The organism is Ruegeria sp. AJ12 (genome assembly GCF_056536245.1).
Window position 1 is genome coordinate 76,879 of the sequence record NZ_JBQFJJ010000002.1, and the last position, 24,689, is coordinate 101,567.

General features: G+C 58.1%; 19 protein-coding genes. 11 read left to right on the top strand and 8 right to left on the bottom strand.

Annotated elements, in window-relative coordinates:
• Positions 1 to 12 precede the first annotated feature (12 nt).
• Both ACR3E0_RS20670 and ACR3E0_RS20675 read left to right on the top strand, forming a co-directional pair.
• On the top strand, positions 13 to 552 hold the full coding sequence (locus ACR3E0_RS20670; protein WP_480481268.1) for an RNA polymerase sigma factor: 540 nt from the start codon (positions 13 to 15) through the stop codon (positions 550 to 552).
• A gap of 23 nt (positions 553 to 575) precedes the next feature.
• Positions 576 to 2,504 (top strand): vWA domain-containing protein, encoded by a 1,929-nt coding sequence (locus ACR3E0_RS20675; protein WP_480481731.1) that lies wholly within the window; start codon positions 576 to 578, stop codon positions 2,502 to 2,504.
• 38 nt (positions 2,505 to 2,542) lie between these two features.
• Here ACR3E0_RS20675 and ACR3E0_RS20680 read toward each other — a convergent pair whose 3' ends face one another.
• Genes ACR3E0_RS20680 through ACR3E0_RS20695 form a run of 4 tightly spaced genes read right to left on the bottom strand, consistent with a single transcriptional unit; the run spans position 2,543 to position 6,459 of the window.
• Complete coding sequence (locus ACR3E0_RS20680; RefSeq protein ID WP_480481270.1) at positions 2,543 to 3,199, bottom strand: ABC-type transport auxiliary lipoprotein family protein; 657 nt, start codon at positions 3,197 to 3,199, stop codon at positions 2,543 to 2,545.
• The gene (locus ACR3E0_RS20685; RefSeq protein ID WP_480481272.1) at positions 3,196 to 4,512 is read right to left on the bottom strand and encodes an MlaD family protein; all 1,317 of its coding nucleotides are present in this window, start codon (positions 4,510 to 4,512) and stop codon (positions 3,196 to 3,198) included. Before ACR3E0_RS20685 ends, ACR3E0_RS20680 begins: the two co-directional genes overlap by 4 nt.
• A gap of 5 nt (positions 4,513 to 4,517) precedes the next feature.
• Entirely contained in the window at positions 4,518 to 5,333 is an 816-nt protein-coding gene (locus ACR3E0_RS20690; protein ID WP_480481274.1) for an ABC transporter ATP-binding protein, read from the bottom strand.
• Position 5,334: 1 nt separating this feature from the next.
• Complete coding sequence (locus ACR3E0_RS20695) at positions 5,335 to 6,459, bottom strand: MlaE family lipid ABC transporter permease subunit (protein ID WP_480481276.1); 1,125 nt, start codon at positions 6,457 to 6,459, stop codon at positions 5,335 to 5,337.
• 207 nt (positions 6,460 to 6,666) lie between these two features.
• On the opposite strand from ACR3E0_RS20695, the gene ACR3E0_RS20700 reads away from it, so the two are divergent.
• The 9 genes from ACR3E0_RS20700 (at position 6,667) to ACR3E0_RS20740 (ending at position 18,937) form a co-directional block, all read left to right on the top strand.
• The gene (locus ACR3E0_RS20700) at positions 6,667 to 7,071 is read left to right on the top strand and encodes an SxtJ family membrane protein (RefSeq protein ID WP_480481278.1); all 405 of its coding nucleotides are present in this window, start codon (positions 6,667 to 6,669) and stop codon (positions 7,069 to 7,071) included.
• 17 nt (positions 7,072 to 7,088) lie between these two features.
• Complete coding sequence (locus ACR3E0_RS20705) at positions 7,089 to 7,238, top strand: DUF5989 family protein (protein WP_170431284.1); 150 nt, start codon at positions 7,089 to 7,091, stop codon at positions 7,236 to 7,238.
• Positions 7,239 to 7,242: 4 nt separating this feature from the next.
• Positions 7,243 to 9,078: a carbamoyltransferase family protein gene (locus ACR3E0_RS20710; protein WP_480481280.1), complete on the top strand. Its 1,836-nt coding sequence runs from the start codon at positions 7,243 to 7,245 to the stop codon at positions 9,076 to 9,078.
• 72 nt (positions 9,079 to 9,150) lie between these two features.
• Positions 9,151 to 10,683: an alkaline phosphatase family protein gene (locus ACR3E0_RS20715; protein ID WP_480481282.1), complete on the top strand. Its 1,533-nt coding sequence runs from the start codon at positions 9,151 to 9,153 to the stop codon at positions 10,681 to 10,683.
• 225 nt (positions 10,684 to 10,908) lie between these two features.
• Complete coding sequence (gene aspT, locus ACR3E0_RS20720) at positions 10,909 to 12,594, top strand: aspartate-alanine antiporter (protein ID WP_480481284.1); 1,686 nt, start codon at positions 10,909 to 10,911, stop codon at positions 12,592 to 12,594.
• A gap of 18 nt (positions 12,595 to 12,612) precedes the next feature.
• Positions 12,613 to 14,229 carry a bifunctional aspartate transaminase/aspartate 4-decarboxylase gene (locus ACR3E0_RS20725; protein ID WP_480481286.1) on the top strand — a complete coding sequence of 539 codons (1,617 nt, stop codon included), beginning with the start codon at positions 12,613 to 12,615 and terminating at the stop codon, positions 14,227 to 14,229.
• Positions 14,230 to 14,338: 109 nt separating this feature from the next.
• Positions 14,339 to 16,204 (top strand): hybrid sensor histidine kinase/response regulator, encoded by a 1,866-nt coding sequence (locus tag ACR3E0_RS20730; protein WP_480481733.1) that lies wholly within the window; start codon positions 14,339 to 14,341, stop codon positions 16,202 to 16,204.
• The gene (locus tag ACR3E0_RS20735) at positions 16,204 to 16,905 is read left to right on the top strand and encodes a response regulator transcription factor (protein ID WP_480481288.1); all 702 of its coding nucleotides are present in this window, start codon (positions 16,204 to 16,206) and stop codon (positions 16,903 to 16,905) included. Before ACR3E0_RS20730 ends, ACR3E0_RS20735 begins: the two co-directional genes overlap by 1 nt.
• Positions 16,906 to 17,170: 265 nt before the next feature.
• Positions 17,171 to 18,937 carry an ABC transporter ATP-binding protein gene (locus ACR3E0_RS20740; protein WP_480481290.1) on the top strand — a complete coding sequence of 589 codons (1,767 nt, stop codon included), beginning with the start codon at positions 17,171 to 17,173 and terminating at the stop codon, positions 18,935 to 18,937.
• Between the two features lie 117 nt (positions 18,938 to 19,054).
• Here the strand turns inward: ACR3E0_RS20740 and ACR3E0_RS20745 are convergent, their stop codons facing one another.
• From ACR3E0_RS20745 to ACR3E0_RS20760, 4 genes are read right to left on the bottom strand one after another with little or no spacing between them, the layout of a single operon-like run.
• Positions 19,055 to 20,365: an HlyD family type I secretion periplasmic adaptor subunit gene (locus ACR3E0_RS20745; protein WP_480481292.1), complete on the bottom strand. Its 1,311-nt coding sequence runs from the start codon at positions 20,363 to 20,365 to the stop codon at positions 19,055 to 19,057.
• Complete coding sequence (locus ACR3E0_RS20750; protein WP_480481294.1) at positions 20,349 to 22,496, bottom strand: type I secretion system permease/ATPase; 2,148 nt, start codon at positions 22,494 to 22,496, stop codon at positions 20,349 to 20,351. The genes ACR3E0_RS20745 and ACR3E0_RS20750 overlap by 17 nt, the downstream gene beginning before the upstream one ends.
• Positions 22,496 to 23,836 (bottom strand): TolC family protein, encoded by a 1,341-nt coding sequence (locus tag ACR3E0_RS20755; RefSeq protein ID WP_480481296.1) that lies wholly within the window; start codon positions 23,834 to 23,836, stop codon positions 22,496 to 22,498. The genes ACR3E0_RS20750 and ACR3E0_RS20755 overlap by 1 nt, the downstream gene beginning before the upstream one ends.
• Positions 23,823 to 24,665: a SapC family protein gene (locus ACR3E0_RS20760; protein WP_480481298.1), complete on the bottom strand. Its 843-nt coding sequence runs from the start codon at positions 24,663 to 24,665 to the stop codon at positions 23,823 to 23,825. The genes ACR3E0_RS20755 and ACR3E0_RS20760 overlap by 14 nt, the downstream gene beginning before the upstream one ends.
• Positions 24,666 to 24,689: the final 24 nt, after the last annotated feature.

A 24,689-nucleotide genomic window follows, 5' to 3' on the forward strand; every position in this document is an offset into this window, starting at 1 on the left:
AACGTGATGCGGATGAAAACCTCGGACGAAGATCTGGCCATGGCGGCAGCTGGCGGCGACGCGGATGCGTTCGCGACTCTGCTTGCGCGCCACTATGACCGGGTTTTTCGGCTGGCATTTCGTCTGACCGGACGGACCGGCGACGCAGAGGATCTGACGCAGGACATCTGCGCGGCATTGCCTGCCAAGATTGCCGGATTCCGCGCTCAGGCAAAATTCACCACCTGGCTCTACCGGGTTGTCGTCAATGCCGCCGAAGATGCCCGGCGGCGCAACGCCAGCCATGACCGCGCAGCCTCCGGCTGGGGTGATGTCGAAAAAATGCGCCGTGCCGAAGCGGCAGAAGCGGCTGAAGCCATGGATTGGCTGCACCGCGCAATGCGCGCGTTGCCACCGGATTTGCAGGAAACGCTGGCCCTGACACTGGACGAAGAGATGACCCATAGGGAGGCGGCAGAGGTTCTGGGCGTGTCAGAGGGCACGGTGTCCTGGCGAATGTCCGAAGTCCGAAAACATTTGCGCGTATTGCGACAAGAGGAGCTGGCGCAATGACAGACGAGTTTGACGATCTGAAGATGCATATGGATGCAGCGACGCCTGCGCCTGACGAACAACGCCGTGCCGAAAACCTGCAACTGGCGCAGGAAAACTTTGCTCGTGCCCAAGGATCGCACGCCGGGGCACGTCCCACTGTTCAGCGAGGCCCGATGGCCCGCCTGACAGAAGGAGCGAAATCCATGTTGAACACCCTTTCACAGCGCGGCGTGCTGACCGCGACCACGGCCATAGCTGCCGTTGCTTTAGTGATGATCGTGCCGCAAGCCCGGGATGTTGTGGTGAACCCGACATCGTGGAGCGAAATCCGGGTACCGTCGCCTGAAACCCGTGCCGAACAGGACGGACCTGTAATCGCCGGATTGTCGGCGGGCGCTGATTTGGAGGCCCCGGTTGTGGTTGAGGAGGCAATCTCGCCAACGCCGAGGCAGTCTTCGGGAGTGCAGTTTTCGAAGGATGCAGGACGTTTTGGCCTGTCTCACGGTACATTTTCTGGAGACAGCACCTCTTCGATGGTTGCACCTGGGATTGACGGCGGTGGAGTTGACCTGAGCCCAAACACCGAAGCCTTCGCCAATGCCGATACCAACCCGCTGAAGGTCACAATCGAAGAACCCGTGTCCACCTTCTCGATCGACGTTGATACGGCCTCGTATTCTATCGTCCGATCTTCGCTGATGAACGGTCATCTGCCGCCGAAAGACGCGGTACGGGTGGAAGAGATGGTGAATTACTTCCCCTACAGTTACCCCGCACCCGATGGCGACGTTCCGTTTCGTTCGACGATCACCGTGACCCCAACGCCATGGAACGAAGGCACGCAGCTTGTCCATATCGGTATTCAGGGCGCGTTGCCTGCGATTGAGGACCGCCCGCCGCTGAACCTTGTGTTTCTGATCGATACATCCGGGTCTATGCAGGATGCCGACAAGCTGCCCTTGCTCAAACAATCCTTTCGCCTGCTGCTGTCTGAATTACAGCCCGAGGATCAGGTCTCGATCGTGACCTATGCGGGCAGCGCCGGTCAGGTGCTGGAACCGACGGCGGCCACGAACCGCGCGAAGATTTTGACCGCTCTGGAGCAATTGGAAGCCGGTGGCTCGACCGCCGGACAGGCCGGGTTGCAGCAAGCCTATCAGGTGGCTGAAAGCATGGCGGCCGAGGGCGAGGTGACCCGCGTGATCCTGGCCACGGATGGGGATTTCAACGTTGGGCTTTCCGACCCGGAGGCGCTGGAGGATTTTATCGCCGGGAAACGCGATAGTGGCACCTATCTCAGTGTGCTGGGATTTGGCCGGGGCAATCTGGACGACGCAACCATGCAGGCGCTGGCGCAGCACGGGAACGGGCAGGCGGCCTATGTCGACACGCTGAGCGAGGCGCGCAAGGTGTTGGTAGATCAGTTGACAGGGGCTTTGTTCCCGATTGCCAATGACGTGAAGATTCAGGTCGAGTTCAACCCCGCGCAAATCGCCGAGTACCGACTGGTCGGATATGAAACCCGAACTCTGCGGCGTGAGGATTTTTCGAATGACAAGGTGGATGCCGGCGACATCGGCGCAGGCCACAACGTGACCGCGATCTACGAGGTGACGCCCGTGGGATCGGACGCGATCCGCAACGAGCCCTTGCGCTATGCCACGCAAACCGAACCGCAGGCATCGGACGAGATCGGGTTTTTCAGGCTCCGCTACAAAACCCCGGGGGAAGAACAGAGCCGGTTGATCGAACAAGCGATACTATCGGCGCAGGGCAAGGCAAATGACGATGTTCGGTTTTCCTGCGCAATTGCTGGATTCGGGCAGTTGCTGCGCGGCGGCGCCTATCTGGGCGACTGGAGCTATGACGATGCCATTGCCCTGGCGAACGGGGCAAAGGGTCAGGACAGTTTTGGGTACAGGGCCGAAGCGGTCACCCTGATGCGATTGGCGGATACCCTGTCTCGATGAGTTTGGGGGGGCGGCAGTGTCCTGTCGTCCCTCGTTATTCAGTTCAGCGAGGGGCGCGGATTGCTTGCTGCATGAGAGTTGATCCGGCGCACGCTCCACTCGACCGCGTCCCGCATGGTTTTCCCAAGCGCTATATCGAACGCATTGACCAGATCCTCGGTCTGATCGCTGGCTGCCACAACGTTTTCCTGAAACGAGCTGGACGCGATGATCTTGTCTTCAAACTCGTCGATGATCTTGATGTTCATACGCACTTCGACGCGCACGGTTTTCGCGTTTTCGGTTTCCGAAATGACGATACCCTGAAACTCCCGCAGGTCCGGGGCAATGACGTAGTCGGCGCGCAACCCAACGGTCGAGCGACCAACGGCTGCGACCCTGTTCGAGTTCTCATAGCTTTCGACCAGCAATGCCTGAACGATCAGGGGCGCTCGATCGACCCAACGTGCGCGCGGCAAATACTGCACCTGCAACGGAGTCGGCTGGATCGCAATCTGATCCGTGTTCACCGCCGCTGTTGCCGTCGGTTCTTGAACAACAATCTGTTTTTGAACCTTCGGTAAAGAGGACGAGAACGTGCTTTTGGGTGTCAGCAGATACAGATCGTTGGGCTTGGCCGCCTGTTGCAACGTTCCCAATCCGGCGCATCCGCCGAGCGACGCAATCATCAGGAACAGAATGAATGGCCTAATCATTGGCGGAACTCCGATGCTTGCGTGCCCAGAAGGAAACGGGCCGGATCACGTTCCACCTTGTCTACAAGGCGGTCAAGGCTGATGACAAGCCTTTGCGACTCTTCGATAAAACGCACGAACTGGGGCAGGCCGACCCGCAGGAAATCTGATACCTGGCGGCGGTTGCTTTGCACAATGCCGTCGATTGTGCCGAGCAATTCCGATGCGGAGTTCGATGCGCTGAGCACATCGTCCGAGATTTTGTCGATCTTCTCGGTGATGTTCGAAACGGTCGTGGTGACCTGATTTGCCGCCTTGCGGATATCCTCTGCCACCGGGGCCACATCCTCTTCCATCACGCGGTTGGCGGAGTCAAAGGCGCGTTCGGCTGAAACCAGAGTTTCCTTCGCGGTGTCCATTGCCGCAGTGATCGACCCAAGCGTGGTGTTTGCGTTCAGCACGGTATCGTTGACGATCTCCAGCGTGACGCTGCCTTCTTCCGACAATTTGGTTAGCCGCTCGGCCAGGGCCGATCCACGTTCGATAAACGGCCGGATGTCTTCCTGCATCACCTGATCGGCTGTGGCGAGGGTTGTTTTTGCCTCGTCCAGCGCCTCTTTGGCGGATTCCGAGGCCGTCTTGACGGAATTCAGGGTATCGTTCCCGGTTTCCAGCGTCGTTTTGGCGGTGTCGACCAAAGGTTCCAAGCGCTTGGTGAACTCGCCGATATCTTTGGCTGCCCCACCGATATCGCTGGAGACAGATTCAAAATCCGACAGTGTCTTGTCCAGCCGTCCGGTCGCCGAGGCCAGATTGTCCAGGATATCTGATACTGCCTGACGGTTTTTATCATTCACGACGGAGTTCAAATCCTGAAGCAGCGTAATCGCCTCATCCAGGAGCTTGGGGGCGCCTTCGAAAAGCGTCTGGATTGTACTACGTTTGCTCTTGATGACACTGTCTTGCGGCAACCGCTCAGCTGTCGAAGACCCACCGGTCAGTTCAACGTAGCCAACGCCGGTCACACCCAGGGATTGCAGTTGCGCAACCGTGTCTTCTGTTACGGGGATATCCGCATCCACTTCGATCCGCACCCTGACTTTGGACGGATCGTCATCATCCAGATTGAGCGAAATGACCTGACCGACCGGCAAGCCATTGAAACTGACGCCCCCGGCGGCCGACAGCCCTGACACGTTGTCGAACAGGATATCGTAATAGGCGTATTGGCGGGTGACTTCGAATTTTGCCAGCCACAGGAAAAAGGCAAACGCGCCCAGGATGCCCGCAAGGGTGAACGCGCCGATCAGGATATAGTTCGCTCGGGTTTCCATCGCCTCTACCTGTTTTGCCCCTTCTCCTGCGCCGCGCGGGCGCGGGGGCCTGTGAAGTATTCCTGAACCCAAGGATGATCGACCTTGGTCATCTCTTCAATCGGTCCTTCCACCAGCACGCGTTTTTCCGCAAGAACTGCAACGCGGTTGCAACTGGCATAGAGGCTGTCCAGATCATGGGTCACCATGAAAACAGTCAGACCAAGCGCTTGTTGAAGCTCTCCGATCAGGTCATCATAGGCGGCGGCACCAATCGGGTCCAAACCGGCGGTGGGCTCGTCCAGAAAGACGATCTCGGGGTCCAGCGCCAAGGCCCGCGCCAATGCGGCGCGTTTGCGCATGCCGCCCGAAAGCTCGGCAGGGAACTTGCCGCAACTGAGTTGCGGCAGCCCGACAAGTGAGACTTTAAGCGCGCCAAGGGATTCCATCAGCTTTTCGCTGATCCCGGTGTGTTCACGCAGCGGTGCCATCACGTTTTGCAGGACGGTCAGCGAGGAAAACAACGCCCCATCCTGAAAGGCAACGCCCCAGTGCCGTTCGATCCTGCGGCGGTCTTCTTCGGGCCCGTTCAGGACATCCACGCCCAGAACCTCTATACTGCCCGCCACCGGCGTGTTCAGCCCGACAATTGTGCGCAACAGAACAGATTTCCCGGTGCCCGAGCCGCCAACGATACCAAGAACCTCACCGCGCCAGACGTCCAGATCGAGGTTATCGTGCACAACCTGTGGTCCAAATTGCGTTTTCAAACCCCGTACCCGGATCACTGCTTCACGCTGCGCATCGGTTTGAGTTGCCTGATGCTGAACCGTGCCGTCCATGTCAGACCCCGACCTGCGAGAAGAACACCGAAAACAGCGCGTCGATGGCGATAACCATGAAAATGGATTGCACGACCGAAGCGGTGGTTCTTTGACCCACGCTTTGGGCCGAACCCTTGACTTGCATGGCCTGCCAGCAGGCAATCACGCCGATGACCAAAGCGAAGAACGGGGCTTTGATCAGACCGACCCCCAGTTGCCAAACGCCTGTGTTCTCTTTCAGGCGGGTGATAAACATGCCAGGGCTGACGCCAAGATCGATCCAGCTCATCAGGGCACCGCCGAACAGCCCGGCCATATCGGCCACGAACCCGAGAATGGGCAGCATGATCAGCAAGGCGACCACGCGTGGGATGACCAGCACTTCGATCGGATCCAGGCCCAGCGTGCGCATGGCGTCGATTTCTTCCTGCACTTTCATGGACCCGATCGAGGCCGTGAAAGCTGATCCGGATCGGCCGGCGACGATGATGGCTGTCAGCAGGATGCCCAACTCGCGCAGGATCGAGATCGATATCAGCTCGACGACAAAAATTTCAGCCCCGAATTGTTTGAGCTGGGTGGCGCCCTGAAAGGCCAGAACGACGCCAATCAGAAACCCCATGAGCGCGACGATGGGCAGGGCTTTGAATCCGGTCTCCTCCATATGGGTGAACAGGGCCGCGCGGCGCAGCCTCCAGGGCATGACAACGGTGCGCGCAAGTCGATGTAGCGTCAGCCCCAAAAACCCGAGGATTGAAAGCGTATCGGTCCAGGCGCCGACAGTGCCTTGCCCCACGCTTTCGACCCAATCGGTGAAACTGCGTGGCTCAGCCAGTTTTCCGGGATCGTCCGGGATGTTGTGCGAGACGGTATCTATCAGCGCAGCATGTGCCGGCTGGACGCCCTGAAACTGCAGCTTGGCACCGCTGGACGTGAACCTGCGCGCCAAGTTGGCAACCAGCCACGCGCCGCCGGTATCCAGCGCCTCGACATCCGACAGATCGAGCGTGACGTCACCGCCCTTGGGTTGAATGGCGGCAAAAGCGTTTTCAACGGTTTCCAGCGATTGCGTCAGCATTTTGCCGGCAATGCGCACACAGGTGCCGTCGGCGTCATGCTCGGTTGTTATGGTCGGACGCGTCATGCGGCTATGTGAAGTGAAACGCGCGCATGCTGCAACGGCTTTGTGCCGACCAAACCGGATTTGTCTGCACAGGAGTGCGCGGCTGCGACACCTAGACGTTCAGCAGGCAAATGAATCCCGTGTTGTGAGAACTAAATCACTTGTTTCGACTGCCGGGGATGGTATTCTTGCGCAAGTTGTTTTGTTTTTGTTGTTCGGTTGTGTTCCATGTCTGACCATCACTCCAATGTTGACGTTGAAATCGGCTCTGAACGGGGCTTTGGATTTGTGTTCACAGCAGTGTTTCTGATCATCGCGCTTTGGCCGGTTTGGGGCGGGGGTACGGTCCGTTGGATTCCTCTGGCTATCGCCGCGGGCATTCTGGCGCTGACCTTTTTCGCGCCGCACACGCTGACCAAGCCAAATCGACTGTGGTTTAAATTCGGCATGTTGCTGGGGGCCGTCGTTGCGCCGATCGTCATGTTTCTCGTGTTCATCACGACTTTTGTGCCGTTCGGCATTGTTACCCGCCTGTTGGGCAAGGATCTTTTGTCTGAGAAATTAGACAGTTCGGCGAAAAGCTACTGGGTGGATCGCAAGGATCAGCCTGGCAGCATGAAACAACAGTTTTAAAGAAGGGAGTACCGGGCGTGACATTTGTTTCCGAGCTCTGGTCATTTATGAGAGTCAGAAAAAAGTTTTGGCTGCTGCCGATCCTGATTGTTTTGGGTGTGTTCGGCGGGCTTATCGTGCTTAGCCAAGGTTCGGCTATTGCGCCGTTCATTTACACGCTATTCTGATCCTATGACTTACATTCTGGGCATTTCAGCGCTGTACCACGACAGCGCAGCCGCCTTGCTGCGCGATGGCAAAATCGTCGCCGCCGCGCAGGAAGAGCGTTTTACACGCCGCAAACACGATCCCGGCTTCCCCGAGAAGGCGATCGAATACGTGTTGGCCGAATCGGGCATTACGTTGGCGGACGTCGACAATGTCGTTTTTTACGACAAACCGTTTCTCAAGTTTGAACGGCTGATCGAGACCTACATTGCGGTCGCTCCGCGCGGGTTCAATTCTTTCCGCATGGCGATGCCGGTCTGGTTGCGGGAAAAGCTGTTTCTCAAGGATTTGCTGAACAAACAGTTGCGCAAATTCGACCCGGAATTCCCGATCAGCAAACTGCTGTTTACCGAACACCATGTCAGCCATGCGGCCAGCGCATTCTACCCGTCTCCGTTCGAAGAGGCGATTGTGCTGACCGTGGATGGCGTTGGGGAATGGGCCACGACCACCGTAGGGATCGGGCGCGGCAACGAACTGACCATGGTCAAGGAGCTGCATTTCCCGCATTCTCTGGGCCTGCTCTATTCCGCATTCACCTACTACACCGGGTTCAAGGTCAATTCCGGCGAATACAAGGTCATGGGCCTGGCACCCTATGGTGTGCCGCAATACAAGGACCTGATCCTCGAACATCTGGTTGATCTGAAAGAGGATGGCTCCTTCCGCCTGAACCAGAAGTATTTCAACTACACCGCTGGTCTGACCATGACCAGCAAGGCGCTGGAGGACCTGTTCGGCCACCCGGTTCGCAAACCGGAAACCGATCAGCTGACACAGTTCCACATGGACATCGCCGCATCGGTTCAGGCGGTAACCGAGGAAATCATGCTGCGCATCACCCGCGATCTGGCGCAGGAGCACGGCATTCGGAACCTGTGCATGGCCGGGGGTGTTGCCCTGAACTGCGTGGCCAATGGCAAGATCCTGCGGGATGGTGCCTTTGACAATCTGTGGGTGCAGCCAGCCGCTGGCGATGCTGGCGGAGCGCTGGGGGCAGCCTACGCCGCGTGGCACCAGGAGTTGGGAAACCCGCGTCAGGTGCAGCCGGGCGACCAGATGATGGGCGCGTATCTCGGGCCCCGGTTCGAAGACGACGCAATTGCCGAGGAACTGACCAAGGCGGGGGCGAAGTTCACAACCTACAAAAACGGCGAAATGGTCAACGAAACCGCGCAGGCCCTGGCGGATGGAAAAGCTGTCGGCTGGTTTCAGGGGCGTATGGAGTTTGGGCCGCGCGCCCTGGGTGCGCGATCTATTCTGGGTGATCCACGTTCGGAGTCCATGCAGAAGACACTGAACCTGAAGGTAAAGTACCGCGAAAGCTTCCGCCCGTTTGCGCCGTCGGTCTTGCGCGAAGACGTGGGTGAGTGGTTCGAGCTGGAGGGCGACAGCCCCTATATGCTGATCGTAGCAGATGTGCAGGACCGGATCAGACGCCAGATGACGGATGATGAAAACGCCCTGTTCGGCATCGAAAAGCTGAACGTGAAACGGTCCGACATTCCGGCTGTGACCCATGTGGACTATTCCGCGCGCATACAGACAGTGCACGAGGACACAAACCCAGCCTACCATGCGCTGATTTCCAAGTTCAAAGAACTGACCGGATGCGCATTGGTGGTTAACACATCGTTCAACGTGCGTGGCGAGCCGATTGTGTGCACGCCCACGGACGCATTTCGGTGCTTCATGGGCACGGATATCGAGGTTTTGTCCATCGGCAATTGCCTGCTGCGTAAGGAAGATCAGGATCCTGCGCTCAAGGAAAACTACGAGACGAAATACGAGCTGGACTAACCTGTTGCATGCGCACGGGAACCGCGACACAGTCCGCATCTGAATAAAAGGTGCGGAAACGGGGATCGTGCCATGCGCCAGGCCGGAAACGTCTTGTTCATCATCATCGACCAGTTGCGGGCAGATTGCCTGACCGGTGCGTTGGCGGCGCATGTCGATTTGCCGAATATGCGGGCCTTCATGGAGGAGGCGGTGACGTTCACCCGTCACTTTTCGGTCACCAACCCCTGCGGGCCATCGCGTGCATCGATCCTGACCGGCCAATACGCGATGAATCACCGCTCGGTGCGCAATGGAACACCGCTGCGCCATGACACGCCAAACATCGCGACGGAAATGCGGAAGGCCGGGTACTTGCCGATGCTCTTCGGCTATACCGATACGTCAGCCGATCCCCGCGTTCACCACCCAAAAGACCCGGTTCTGACCTCTTACGAGCAATCGATGGACGGGTTTCTTGAGGTTGTCGAAATGCGACTTGAGGAATCCTATCCCTGGCGCGCGCATCTGATGAAAAAGGGTTATACGTTTGAAAATTATTGGGATGTTTACAGGCCGGTTTCTCCGGATGGTGCCTCGCCCAAGTTGAATGATCCTGCTCTGTACCGGGCCGAGGACAGCGACACTGCCTTTCTGACCGATGCATTTCTGGAAGGCATCGCGCCACACCGAAATGAGAACTGGTTCGCGCATCTGACCTACATTCGGCCCCATCCGCCGCTGGTCGCTCCAGCACCGTATAATGATGTGTACGACCCGGCCGGGGTTCCTTTGCCGCAGCGGCTGCCCACGCTCGATGATGAACGCGCTCTGCATCCGTTTTTTGGACCCAAGCTTAATTCCAACTCTGCCGCGGGTGTTGTTTTTGGCTTTGCTGATGTCCCGCCGACGGATGAAAACATTCGGACCCTGCGAGCGGTGTATCTCGGGTTGGCAACCGAAGTGGATCATCATGTCGGTCGGGTTGTTCAGTACCTCAAGGACAGCGGTCAATATGACGACACGCTATTGGTGATTACGGCTGACCATGGCGAAATGCTGGGTGACCGGCACAGCTGGGGCAAAATTACGGTGTACGACGCGGCATACCACACACCGCTGATGATACGGATGCCCGGAAATGGCGCGCGCGCCGGGGCCAGGGTTGCCGTGCCAACGGAATCCATCGACATCACACCGACAATCCTTGAGTGGGTGGGTCAGGCGGCCCCCAATGCGATGGACGGGCGATCTCTGTTACCGCTCTTGCGCGGCGAGTGTCCGGACGATTGGCGCACGTACTCCTTCAGCGAACTGGACTTTGGCGAACCCGAGAACCCGACGGTGTGGCAGAGGCAGTTGGGAACTGGCAACAGCGATTCCTGTCTGGGCATCCTGCGCGACGACCGGTTCACCTTGGTTGAGTTCGCCGCCGACCTGCCGCCCCTTCTGTTTGACCAGCAGGGCAGGGGAGAGCTTGAGAATGTTGCGGACAGACCTGAATTCGCCACCGACCTCGCCCGGCTGTCCCGACAGATGCTGCGGCACAGGATGCGCAACATGGACCACACATTGTCCTTACACTCGATCACGCCGATGGGCCCGAAATCTCAGCCTCGGTTCTAAGCCGCCAGCCCGACGGGACCATGGCCCAAAAATCCTAGACAAATTCGCATCTTACGGTATCGTCACCCTTAAAATACTGTGTTTCGATTTAACACCGCCGGGTAGCCACGGTGAAGTCGCGCGCGATTTGCAGATCAATCGCTCAGCCTGAACAGCTCTCCCGGCTTTTGGAGTTTTGGCGCGCCGGGCATGACGCCCGGGTCGTCTGACAGGTGGGAGATGTTCATGTTTGACTGGTTTGTAAACATATTGCAGACCTATCCCGAGCTTGCGGTATTCCTGTCCATCGGTATCGGATTTTGGGTTGGACCCTGGAAATTCCTGGGTTTCAGTCTTGGGACGGTCACGGCCACCCTTCTGGCAGCCGTGGTGATTGGCCAAGTTCATATCGACATCGACTCGGCTGTTAAATCGACGTTCTTCATCATGTTCATCTTCGCGGTTGGTTATGGTGTCGGACCGCAGTTTATCCGTGGTCTCAAAGTCGATGGTGCGCGCGAGGTGTTTTTCGCGCTCAGTGTGTTGGCGCTGTGCCTGATCGTACCGGTGATATCGGCCAAAGTCGCGGGGCTTGAGCTTGGTTATGCCGCTGGACTGTATGCCGGATCGCAGACAATTTCGGCCGCAATTGGTGTGGCGACGGACCAGATCAATCAACTCAGTCTGTCTTCCGAACAGGCTCAAACCTACGCCAACCAGATCCCGATCGCCTATGCGGTCACGTATATCTACGGCACCATCGGGTCGGCTATCATTCTGGCCAAGATCGGACCCAGGCTGATCGGTGTTGATCTGGTCGCGGCCTGCAAAGAATACGAGGCCAAACTGGGCGGTGGCGCGGCTATCGAAACCGGCGACGGCATTGTGTCAGGGTATCGCGCCATCGAAGCGCGGGCATTTGAAATCCCCGACGGCAGTGACCTGCTCGGCCAGCCGGTCAAGGATTTGCTGCCAGGCGTTCGGATTTATGCGGAACGGATCAAGCGCGGCGATCAGATCATCGAGGTCGATGACAATACGGTTCTGCAGGCCGGAGACATCGTGATGTTCTCGGGTCGGCGCGCGGATCTGGTGGGATTATTGGAAACCAGCCTGCGCGAAGCGGATGCGCCAGAATTGCTGAGCATCCCCTCGGAAAAGCTGGACGTTCTGATCACCAGTAAAGAGGTCCATGGAAAGTCACTGGAACAACTTGGCAAACAGCCCATAGCGCGCGGTGTCTATGTCTCGAAACTGATGCGCAACATGGTCGAATTGCCGCTATTGCCCGGCACCGTGGTGCATCGTGGCGACATCCTGACGGTTCTGGGCAGCAAACGCCATGTCGAGGCGGCGATTGCCGAGATCGGATATGCCGACCGCCCGGTGGACACGACAGACTTGGCCTTTGTGGGCTGGGGCATTTTCATAGGCGGCCTGGTTGGCACGCTGGCGATCATGATGGGCGGATTCCCGATCAGCCTGTCGACCACCGGGGGAGCGTTGCTTGCGGGGCTGGTTCTGGGATGGCTGCGTACCGTGCACCCGACATTTGGCAGAATCCCCGGTCCGTCCTTATGGCTGATGAATACACTTGGCTTGAATGTCTTTATTGCGGTGATCGGGATCACGGCAGGGCCCGGATTTGTTGCGGGGCTTCAGCAGGCCGGCGTTGCCTTGCTGCTCTGGGGCATTTTGGCCACGTCCTTGCCGATGATCTTTTCGGTATATGTCGGGCATTACGTGTTCAAATTTCACCCGGCAATCCTGTTCGGCGCCTGCGCCGGTGCCCGAACGACTACTGCAGCCCTGGGCATGATTCAGGAAGCCGCCCAGAGCCGCATCCCCGCATTGGGTTACGGCATGCCTTACGCAATCGGAAACACGCTGCTGACCATCTTTGGCATGGTCGTTGTTCTGATCCTAAGCTGATTTGGAAAGGTGAGTCCCATGGACCGACTGAAACTGCACGATTACGAAGCGCTCAGCCCCTTTCAGATCAAGGATGAGCTGATCAAACTGGCCTCGGACGAAGCCCGCAAATCCAACAGCGCCTTTCTGAACGCGGGACGTGGCAACCCGAACTGGATCGCCACTCGCCCGCGTGAGGCCTTTTTTGCATTGGGCCAGTTTGCCATTCTGGAGGCCAAGCGCACCATGAACCATCCTGCTGGACTGGGCGGGATGCCTGCGATGAAAGGCTGCCATGACCGCCTGCTGGGCTGGGCCGCGGCGCATGGGGATTTGCCCGGTGTCGATACGCTGATGGAGGTGGTCAACCATGCGATATTTGCTTTTGACTTTGATGCCGATGCGTTTGTGCACGAACTGACGGATTCCATTATCGGTGACAACTACCCGGTGCCGGATCGCATCCTCAAACACAACGCGGCCATCGCGCATGAATACCTGATGTGGGCCATGTGTTCCGGCCAGCGCCCCGATGCACAATTCGACCTGTTCGCTGTCGAAGGTGGTACGGCCGCCATGTGCTATATCTTCAAAACGCTCAAGGCGAACCGGCTGTTGAATCCGGGCGATACAATTGCGCTGTGTACGCCGATTTTCACACCGTATCTGGAAATGCCGGAACTGGAGGATTACAGCCTCGAATCCGTGCACGTGGAGACCGACGAAGAAGATGGTTTTCAGTTGACAGACGCGGCAGTGGACAAGCTGAAGGACCCCAAGGTCAAAGCCTTCTTTCTGGTCAATCCGGGCAATCCGTCTTCGGTTGCGCTCAACACCGCTTCCTTGACAAAACTGGCTGATCTGGTGGAGACTCACCGTCCCGATCTGATTGTCCTGACCGATGACGTTTATGGAACATTTGTGCATGATTTCACGTCCGTCATGGGGCAATTGCCGCGCAATACCATCGGTGTCTATTCCTATTCGAAATATTTTGGATGCACCGGTTGGCGCCTTGGCGTGATTGCAGTGGCGCAGGACAATATCTTTGATCTCAAATTGGCAGACCACCCGAAAGAGATCAAAGACGCGCTGGACAAACGATACGGAACGCTCAGCCTGACGCCGAGCGACATCCGGTTCATCGACCGGATGGTGGCCGACAGCCGCGACGTGGCCCTCAACCATACGGCTGGGTTGTCCTTGCCACAGCAGGTCATGATGACGCTGTTTTCATTGGTTGAACTGGTCGACACCAAAAAGGCCTATCAAACCGCATGCATGGAACTGGTGCATCGCCGCTTCAAGCTGCTGACCGAGTCCCTTGGAATCGAGATAGATCCCGGCGATCACTACGATGCCTATTATGGCATACTCGATTTTGAATACTGGCTGCGCAAATACGTGGGCGAAGATGTCGTCGCCTGGATCAAACAGAATGTGCATCCCTTGGACATCGCGTTCAAGCTGGCCGAGGATCACGGGATCGTTCTGCTGAACGGCAGCGGGTTTGACGCGCCGGGCTGGTCGGCACGGGTGTCCTTTGCCAACCTTCCCGATGAAGCTTACTCCGAGATTGGCCGTGCAGTGCGTTCGGTGGCACGCGGTTATGTCGAGGCGTATCGCGCGGCTAACAACCAACCCCTGCATGGGTAATCGGGTCGAAGAGCCGGACCTATCCCCTCTACACCTGCATCAGATCTGATGTTACGCATATGTCGTGCGGAGGACGACATTGGACATTACCGAACAGCGTATCAAAGCGATGACAACCGCCGGGTTGAACCTGATCGGTCAGGCGCTTTCGATCTATGACAGCGAGTTGCGGCTGGTGCTGAGCAATCGACGGTTTCAGGAAATGTTCGATCTGCCGGATGAGCTGGTTCGGCCCGGTGCGTTGTTCCGGGATACGATTTTCTTCCTGGCCAGTCGCGGCGAGTATGGCGATGAGGGCGACATCGAAGACATGGTGACCCTCCGCGTCGAACAGGCGCTGGCATTCGAGCCGCATTACATGGAGCGTGTGCGCCCCAACGGGCAGGTCCTGTCGGTCGAGGGGGCTCCGCTGCCGCAAGGCGGATGGGTTGCGGTCTACACGGACATCACCGGAACCAAAAGGGCCGAGAACCTGCTGCGGGCGCGGTCCGAAGAACTGTCCGATCAACTGCTGAGTCACGCCGAGGAACTGTCGGCTACCAACCGAAAACTGGCCGCGACCATTACCGCATTGGAGGAGGCCAAGAGGGAACTGACCGAAATCGAGGCCCGCACGCGCATGACGACCGAGATGATGCCGGCCCATATTGCGCATTTGGATGCCAGCGGGCGTTACGACTATTCGAATCGCCGCCTCAGTTCGGTCATGCCGGGGCGGCCGTCAGAAATTCTGGGTCTGCACATTTCCGAGGCTCTGGGGCCAACCGCATTCGGGCGCGTCGAACCCCATCTGCAAAAGGCATATGACGGCGAGACCTCGGTGTTCGAGTTCACCGAGGATCAGGATGCCCGGCGCATCCGGGTATCGTTCACGCCCGACGGGGCAGGGGGCGTCTATGTGATGTCGGTGGATATCACCGAGGAAACCCAGGCGCGCGTTGCCCTGCAACAGACCCGTCGGCGCGAGATGGCGGCCCAGATGACCAGTGGGCTGGCGCATGATTTCTCCAATCTGTTGACCATTATTCTGGGTATGCAAGCCAGGCTGGACAAAATGGGCCTGCCGGATGAGGCCAGCGAGCTTGTATCCGCGACCCAGCAAACAGCGCGTCGGGGCGGGCAATTGCTGAACCGTATCGCCGACATGACCGGCAATCGGACACCGCACCCCAAGGCAACGGATATGCACGGGCTACTGGAAGATTTGCGCATTCTTGCGTCTCCGTCATTACCGCGCGGTGTGGGTCTGTCTGTTGTTTGCACGCTACCGGATCAGGCTCTCATGCTGGATCCCGGGATGGTTCAGGACGCGCTGTTAAACCTCGTACTGAATGCGCGAGATGCCTGTGGCAATTCAGGCCAGATCACGATCAGTGCGCACACAATCGGCGCCATTTGGGTTGAGATCACTGTGTCCGACACCGGACCCGGTTTTTCGACCGAAGCGTTGAAGAAGGCGCTTAATCCGTTTTTCACCACCAAGGGCAGTCAGGGGTCCGGTCTGGGTCTGCCCATGGTCTATGACACGGTGAAACTTGCCGGGGGCGACCTGAACTTGCGGAATACGCCGTCGGGCGCGTCCGTCATTGTTCGCCTGCCGTATAGACCGGCACCGCCGGTTCAGGACGGGTTGGTTCTGCTGGTCGAAGATAATGATGACCTGCGCGGCCAGTTTCGCGACATGCTGGTGAATCTTGGGTATTCGGTCATCGAAGCGATTTCGGTTGATGAGGCGCTGGCCCTGACGGCAGACATCGAAGATATTGTGCTGGTCTTGTCGGACATCCGGCTCGCCGGGTCGGGCACCGGGCTCGATCTGTTGGCTCGGGTAAAGAACAGCCTGCCCTGCATTCTAATGACATCCTTGCCAACATCTGATCCCTTGTACCGTGAGGCCCTGGCCGTCGCGCCGGTTTTACGCAAACCGTTTTCGCAGGCACAGTTGTCCGCCCTGATCCGAACCGAGGCCGCCTGATGACGCAACCGTTGGTCACCATTCTCGACGATGAACCCGAAATTCGTCGCATCCTGACCGATGCGCTTGAAGATGCGGGGTTTCGAACACAAAGTTTTTCGCGCGCCCGGGAATTCGAGGCCGCGCTGAACCGGGTCACACCGGATGTATGTCTGGTTGACCTGTCCCTGCCCGACACGGATGGGCTGGCGCTGGTGCATCGTCTGGCATTGGAGCAGGGTGCCGCGGTTATCATCATTTCCGGACGGGCGCAGGTTCAGGATCGGGTCACAGGGCTGGAACTCGGCGCTGATGATTACATCACCAAGCCATTTGACCCGGCTGAGGTCGTGGCGCGTATTCGTGCCAGGCTGCGATCCCCACGCGCGCAGAGCGCACAGTCGGATGTGGCAGAGTTTAACGGCTGGACCGCATATTTCGACCGGTACATCCTTGAGGATGGCAATGGTGAAGAAACGCCGTTCAGCCACGCCGAAAGTGAAGTGTTGCGTTTGTTTTTGGAAAGCCCCAAGCGGCTGATCAGCCGGTCTCAGATGCAGGAATCCCTGGGCGGTGCGGCTGGAGACAGCTTTGACCGGGCAATGGATGTCCGAATTTCACGGCTGAGAACCAAACTGGGTGAAGACCCCAAAAACCCGCGTCTGATCAAAACGATCTACGGCGCCGGGTACATTTTTTTGGGTGATGTGGTGTGGCGGTAGGGTGTTTGACAAGTGATGCAGTCGGCCCGACTGCTGAGGCCGTTGTAGAAATTCGTTTCTCTAAAGGGGCTTACGTGAATCGGAATGAAAAACCGCGAGGCTCAATCTGTGAGTGCTCGATGCCATACCTGCAATGTTGCGGTGCGGGGTAGTATCTCAGCCCGGTCCCGCTTAATTAACACCAATCCGTCATTTGTGCCGGGCAGACTGTCATAACGACAATCATGACCTGCGTGAGCCGACGGAATTGGTTTTGGAGAACGCAATGATCAAGCAAGCCTGGGCGAATTGGCGATCTGGCTACATTGGTCGTCTGTTGAGCGAGAGCCTGCGCAACCAGGGTTGGTTGTACGGGGTAGCGATGGTCGCAATGGTCGTTGCAGCGGTAACCACGGCGGGCGCGGCTTGGATGATGGAAAACATCGTTAACGCGATGACCACGCCCGACATGCGTTCGCAGGCACAATGGGTGGCACTGGCGGTGATCGCGCTGTTTGGCGCCAAGGCCGTGGCGTCCTACGTCCAGTCGTTATATCTCGCACGAGCCGGTAACCGGATCATCGCTGCGCAGCAGACCAAGCTCTACGAAAAACTGCTGAAGCGGGGCGTCGGCTATTTTGCAGAAATCGAGTCGTCCAACCTGTTGATGCGTGTCACGGCCGGGGCAGGGGCAGCCCGGCAACTTGTTGACGTCATTGTCACAAGCTTTGTCCGGGATGCCCTGACGCTGATTGGTTTGGTCTTCGTCATGGTGTACCAGCAACCGCTCTTGTCCCTTCTGTTTTTTATCGTCGGTCCGTTTGCGTTGATCAGCGTACGCTACCTGCTCAAAAACGTGCGCAAGATCATGCAGTCCGAAATGAAATACCTGTCGGAAATCATTCAGGTCTTGCAGGAGACTGCCAACGGCATTCGGGTGATCAAGGTGTTTGCGATGGAAGACCGCATGGCGGGGCGCATGAATGTCGCAATCAAACGGGTTGAACAGCGGTCCAACGAAATTGCCAAACTGCAATCCATCGCCAGCCCGATGATGGAATTTCTGGCCGGGATCGCGGTGGCCGGTGTTCTGGTCGTCAGTACGATGGGCCTAGCCGGAAGCGAGCCGCCAACCGCAGGTCAGTTGATGTCCTTCATAACGGCGCTGCTGATGGCGTATGAGCCGGCGAAACGGCTGTCGCGTATGCGTGTTGTTATCGAAACCTGCATGGTGCCGATCGGCCTGATGTTTGAACTCCTCGATGAAGAGGACAACATGCGCGAGCATCCCGCGCCCAAAGACTTGCGCGATGGTCCGGGCGAGGTGCGTCTGCACGATGTCACCTTTGGGTATCAGGGTGCGTTGCCGGTGATCCGGAATATGGACCTGACCTTCGAAGCCGGAAAGACCACGGCCCTTGTGGGCCAGTCCGGCGGTGGTAAGTCAACTATATTCGGTCTGATCATGCGGTTTTATGACCCTGATAAAGGCCTTGTTGAGATCGACGGTCAGGACCTGATGGAGGTCAGCTTCGCGTCGCTGCGCCGCAAGATTTCTTACGTGGGTCAGGATACGTTCCTGTTTTCCACCAGCGTGCGAGAGAACCTGCGCTACGCCGAGCCGTCGGCGACCGACGAAGAGATTGAAGAGGCCGCGCGTGCAGCGCATGCGCATGATTTCATAAAGAATCTCCCGCAGGGCTATGACACCCAGGTCGGGGAGAACGGCGCTTTTCTGTCCGGCGGACAAAAGCAACGACTGGCGATTGCGCGGGCTATTCTGCGCAAAGCTGAAATTCTGTTGCTCGACGAGGCAACCAGTGCGCTGGATGCGGAGTCAGAGGCGCTAGTGAAGGAGGCACTGGAAAAGCTGACGCAAGGCGTTACGACGATTGTGATCGCGCACCGCTTGTCGACCGTTCTGGAAGCGGACAAAATCATGGTCGTTCAGGATGGAGAGGTTGTCGAGCAGGGCCAGCTGGACGGATTGATGGAGCAGAACGGTGCCTTCCGTCGTTTGTTTGATCAGCAATTCAAGCGTGCTGCGTCGTAAATCCCAGTGAAGTTCGCTGAAGTTTTCCGCGCAGAGTAAACAGACATTGATCGCGGGCCAAGTTGGGTTCGGCAACGCCAACGGAAACAGAATTGGCTGAGCGGGAGCAGTGCGTATTTACTCACGCAGCGCCTGATCCTTGATTTTCACAACGGGTTGGATCAGGTAGTCCAGAACGGACTTGCGACCGGACAGTATGTCCACCTCGGCGATCATGCCCGGGATGATCTCAACCGCCATACCACTGGCGTCCAGCATTGTATCCGTGGTTCGAATCTCGACCACAAACACCTCTTCGTCATTTCGTTCGGACCGTGTGATCGTGTCCGCCCCTATCCTGACGATTTCACCGTCCAACCCCCCATAGCGCGCGAAATCATAGGCCGTGATCTTGACCTTGACCGTCTGCCCAGCGTGCAGAAAGGCAATGTCCTCTGGCCGCACAAAGGCCTCGACCAGCAATGACTCATCCAGAGGGACTATTTCCAGAAGCTCGGTGCCGCTGCGTGCCAAGCCCCCGATTGTCGTCCTGTGAATTCGGTTGACGATGCCACGTACCGGCGATCGGATCTGGGCGCGTGCGGCCCGATCCTGCAAGGCAGGCAGCGCGGGCTGTAGGGCCGCAAGTTCTGCAGTTGCCAGCGCCAGATCGGTCAGGGCCGCGCTGCGAAACCGGCTGCGGGTGGCCCGGATGCGGTCTTCGATTTCATCCAGCCCGGTTTCGAGTCTCTTGGTCACCGCCTCGGCCCTGACCATGCGACCTCTCCACTCGGCCTCGCTGCGGCGCAAAGCCAGAAGCGTGGTTGCAGGCTCCATCCGGCGCTCGACTAACGGAGCCATTATCGCCCGTTCCTCGGCCAGCACCTTGAGCGTTTCATCTGCTGTGACCTGATCCACCAACCCTTCTTCGTACTCTCGTTGCCGCTGTTGCCGCTGGCGTTCCAGAATGGCAATCTCGGCCTGCAATTCAGACTGCCGCCCCTGGTACAGGGCGGTTTCGGATTTGACGACTGCCGGTGCCCCCTTGATCAGATCCGTGTCGAACCGCAGGTCAGTTTCGTCAATTTCAGCCTGCAAACGCTGGGTACGGGCCAGCAGGCCAAAGGCACGCTGTTGCTCTTGGCTGATCTGGCTGTCGATCTGCGTTGTGTCGAACTCCATCAACAGGGTGTGTTTGCCTACAATCTCGCCTTCCCGAACATGCAACCTTTGCAGCACACCCGGTTCCGTGGCCTCAATTACCTGCACATCCCCCGAGGGTACGATCCGCCCGTCCACTCTTGTGACGTCGTCCAGTTCAGTCAGGTGAGCCCAAACTCCCGCCGCGCCGATGCAGGACAGGATCACAAGCAACAGCAAAGACCCTCGGACGGGCGAGCGCCCGCGCATCTCGCGCGCGAGCGTGGCGAGATCAGGATGCGGCGACATTCAAATGCCCCCGGGTGCGCCGCGCATGCTGTGAAAGCAGGCTCTTTGGGCCGTCCACGGCAATTTTTCCGTCTTCGATGACAATCACACGGTCGACAAGCTCCAGAAGACTGGTGCGATGCGTGACGATGACCATTGTAGTGTCTTCTGAGGCTTGCTTGAGACGTTGGATCACCTGCGCTTCGGTTTTGACGTCCATGGCGCTGGTTGGTTCGTCCAGTAGCAGAACCGGAGGCCACCCGATCAAGGCCCGTGCCAGCGCGATGGCCTGTCGTTGTCCGCCGGACAACCCCTCGCCGCGTTCCGCAAGGTTCAGATCGTAGCCGGCGGGGTTTCGGGCCACGAAGTCTTCGACACCCGCTATCCGACCTGCTTCAATGAGGTCTGCGTCGCTGGGCCGGATCGCGCCGCTGACAATGTTGTCCCGAACCGAACCGGAGAACAACCAGACATCCTGCAGAACCGATCCGATATTGCGCCGCAAGTCACCCGGGTCGATCTGACGTATGTCCAGACCGTCGAGCATGACGGACCCAACCCGCGGCGAATAGAGACCCAAAAGCAGGCGCGCTATGGTGCTTTTTCCCGACCCGATCGGTCCCAGGATGGCCACTTTTTCACCGTGGTTGATTGTGAACGAAACGCCATTCAACGTGTCCTGGCCCTGGTCCGGATAAGCGAAACAGACATTGCTAAAGGAAACGGCGCCCTTGAAACCGGACCTGTTGATCCACTGGCGCCCGTCAGGCCGTTCACTTTCGGCCTGCATCAGGGCGTTGAGATTGCGATAAGCGGATCTGGCCTGATTAACGCGGGTCAACGTCTGGGACAGTTGCCCCAAAGGCGCCAACGCGCGCCCGGTCAACATGACCGATGCGACCAGAGCGCCCATGCTTGCCTGACCCTGGGTGATCAGGAAAACGCCATAGAATACGATCAGAACCTGGGCGGCCTGCTGAGTAAAACCGGTCAGGTTCAGCGCGAATTGTGCAATGGCCCGGCTGCGGGTGCCATGCGCGGATTGCCGTTCTATCGCGCCTTCCCAGCGTGTGCGCATCTGACGCCCGGCAGCAGTTGTCTTGATCGTTTCGAGGCCCGAAACGGCTTCGATCAGAACCGATTGCTTGGACTGACCGTCTGAAAAGCTCTGTTCGGCCAGGCGCGACAGCATCGGTTGCACGGCCAATCCAGTCAAGAGGACCACGGGGACAGCCAGCGCCGGTATTAGTGCCAGCGACCCGCCGACCAGGTAGATGACATAGATAAAGAGGGCAATGAACGGCAGATCAACGACGGCCACCAACGTGGCCGATGTAAAGAATTCGCGCAGGGTTTCGAATTCCCGTATTGTGCTTGTCATAGCGCCGGTCGAACCGGTGCGCGACTTCATACGGATGTTGAGCAGTTGGTCAAAGATTCGCCGCCCCATGAACATGTCTGCCTTTTGTCCTGCCTGGTCGATGAAACCGGCCCGCAACAGTTTCAGAACAAAATCAAAAACAAGGGCCAGCCCCACGCCGATGGTTAACGCGATCAAAGATTCTGTTGCTTCATTTGGAAGCACGCGGTCGTAGACGACCATGATGAAAATGGAGGTCGACAGGCCCAGCAGATTGGCCAGAGCCGCAGCCAACGCAACCTGAATGTAAGACCATCGGTTGGCTGAGAGGGCGGACCAGAACCAGTGACCCGCGGGACCGGTATGTCCGGACGGGGTTCCATCCGTGTGGCTGCGACGAAACAAAATAGCGTAGCCGCTGTAGGCAGTGCTCAGACTTTCGGAGGAGATTTCGCCAACGCCATCCCCCAAAGACGGATCGAATATCAGCAGCATTCCATCACGGGTTCGCCCGTGAAAGACCACGGCCCCGCCTTGATCCAGCAACAGAATGGCCGGTACCAGGCAGTTTTCGAACGCCGACAGACGTTGCGCCCCATATCCGGCCTGCACTCCCACCCGGTTTGCCACCGAGACGACATCCCGCACCGTCAGGTCGCCGTCCGGACCGGATCGGGCCGCATGCAGGGTGGCGAGCGTCAAGGAGCGCTCCAGCGTTTTGGCCACGTTCAGAACGCAAGCTTCCATCGCCGTCAGTGAAGAAGGGCCGGATATGGTAGACGTTGGTGCCACTACAGGTCACCTCGAGTGTTCAGCGAAATTTCAAGCAGATCGAGAATGTCGCCAGTGAGGCTCAACGCGGCATAGTTTGTCAGGAAAAAGCTCTGTTCCGCCAGGATCAACCGTTCCTGCGCGTTCACATAGTCCCTTTGCGCATCCAGGATTTCGATCAGACTGCTGCGTCCAATCGTGAATTGCGCGCGGGTCGCGGTGACGCTTTCTGCATTGGCCTGAACCGCAACTCTGGCGGCTTGCAGACGTTCGGCACCGGCCTTCTGGTCGGACCGAATGAAGCCGAGTTCGCGGCCGATCTCCCGCGCCAGGCTCTCGCGTGTGAACTCCGCGTCTCTGACCCTGGCTTCTGCCGCCGCGATCGCAGCCCGCCGCTGACCTGTGCTATCGAGTTCGTAATTGAACGAAAGATCCACGCCAAAATTGGCGTCGCGTCTGTCGTCCTGATTGGCAAAGGCGGCAACGCGTATGTCGGGTTGTCGACGCGCCAGCGCAGCGGTGCGTTCGGCCTTGGCTGCGATCAGGCCTGCATCGGCGCGGCGGATCTGGGGACTGTCCATGACAATTTGACTATCGCTGCGGGCAAGACCCGGGGCGGGCACAGGCGGTGGCAGCTCGCCCGGCGCAGAGCCGAACACCTCGCGAAATCGAGCCTCGGCCCGGTCCACCTGCGCCTTGGCGTCGGCAAACCGGGTGCGCGCGTCAGCCATGCGCGAGCGCGCCGTCAGAACATCTGCGTTGGACCCGGCACCGCCCTCAGCCCGATCAGAAATCTGCCGAACCAACTCTTCGTGGACCGAGACGTTTTTGGCGGTTATGTCCAGAATTGTCCGACGATCCAGAACCAGTACATAGGTTTCAATTGCGGCCAGGGCCGTGGCGGCGGCAGTTTGCAATTGATCGCCACGGCTTTCCAGAACACGTGCCTGTGCCGCAGCCAGGTCGCCCGAAGCTGCCCCACCATCATACACCAGCTGAGACACTCGCAGGTAGGGCGAAACATCGGCAACGTCGGAATCGATCCGTTCCGACCGTGCGTTCACACCCAGCGAGACCTGGGGCAGAAATGCGCCTTTGGCCGCATCCTGATTGGCGGCTGCGACGTCCAGCCTGGTACCGCTTTGCGCTAGGTTCGGGCTGGTTTCAACCGCGGCGCGCACACGCTTACCAAACGCGCTTTGAGTGAGTTTTTTGGATGGTTGCGTGGCACCTGCACCGGCTGTACCGCTGGCAAATGACGCCTCAACGACGGACAGATCGGGCGTTGGCGCACAGGCAAAGAGGCAGGCTGACAGCCCAGATATGGCCAGCTTATGCAATGTGCGTTCAAGCCCCCGCATGGGTGCTCTCCGGCCGGTGCTTGGCAAACATGTTTTCACTGTCCTGACTGTTTGCTATTGCCATCAGGAACTCAGATGTCGCGGAAGCGCTGTCGGAGCATGTACGTGATAAAGGGCGGGCGATCTCCTTCTGGGCCTGCGTTAACCACGCGGCGTGTGACAGCGAGATCTGATGCGCATGGACCAGCCGAAGCGCTCCGTTGCTTGCCATCATCATGCTCTGAGACTGTGAAAGACCCTCGAGCTTGTTCTTGTCGATGCCCAGAAAACCAGGTGAAAACGCGACGGTTTGGTGCTGTGCCAACGGGGTGAACAATCCCAATTTGTGAATAATGCGGCACAATCGGCGCGTTTCTTCCGAGGCGGCAATTCGAGCCTGAAAGAAAGCCCGGATATTTTTTAGCGCCGGCATCAATCCTCCATCGGCGTCAAAAAATGCTTCGTCACTTGCATCATCCGTGACCAGACCAGTGGCTTCATCCACCAGCAGACGGAATTGATTTTTGTTTTCATGGTCCGACCCTTCAACGCGGTCCGCGTGAAACGGGAGACAGCGCAACAGGGATGGGATATAGGCTGCGCGCCAGGCGCCATCTGCCGAGACAAACGGTGTTGGCTTCGCCGGGTTCATTGATAAAACAGCTACGGGTTCGATACCGTTTCCTGTAGACTTGAATGCGATGGGAAAAGCGGCCGCTACCTCAAAGATCTCCGCCTCGACGACCGGGCAATCGGGGATGGATCGCGCAAAATCATAAGACGTGATGCGTCGCCAATACCGGTGACCATGTCTTTGATAGGTGACTGGAAGTAGGCCATTCTGTGCCATGCGTGCTCCATCAGGATTGGCTGA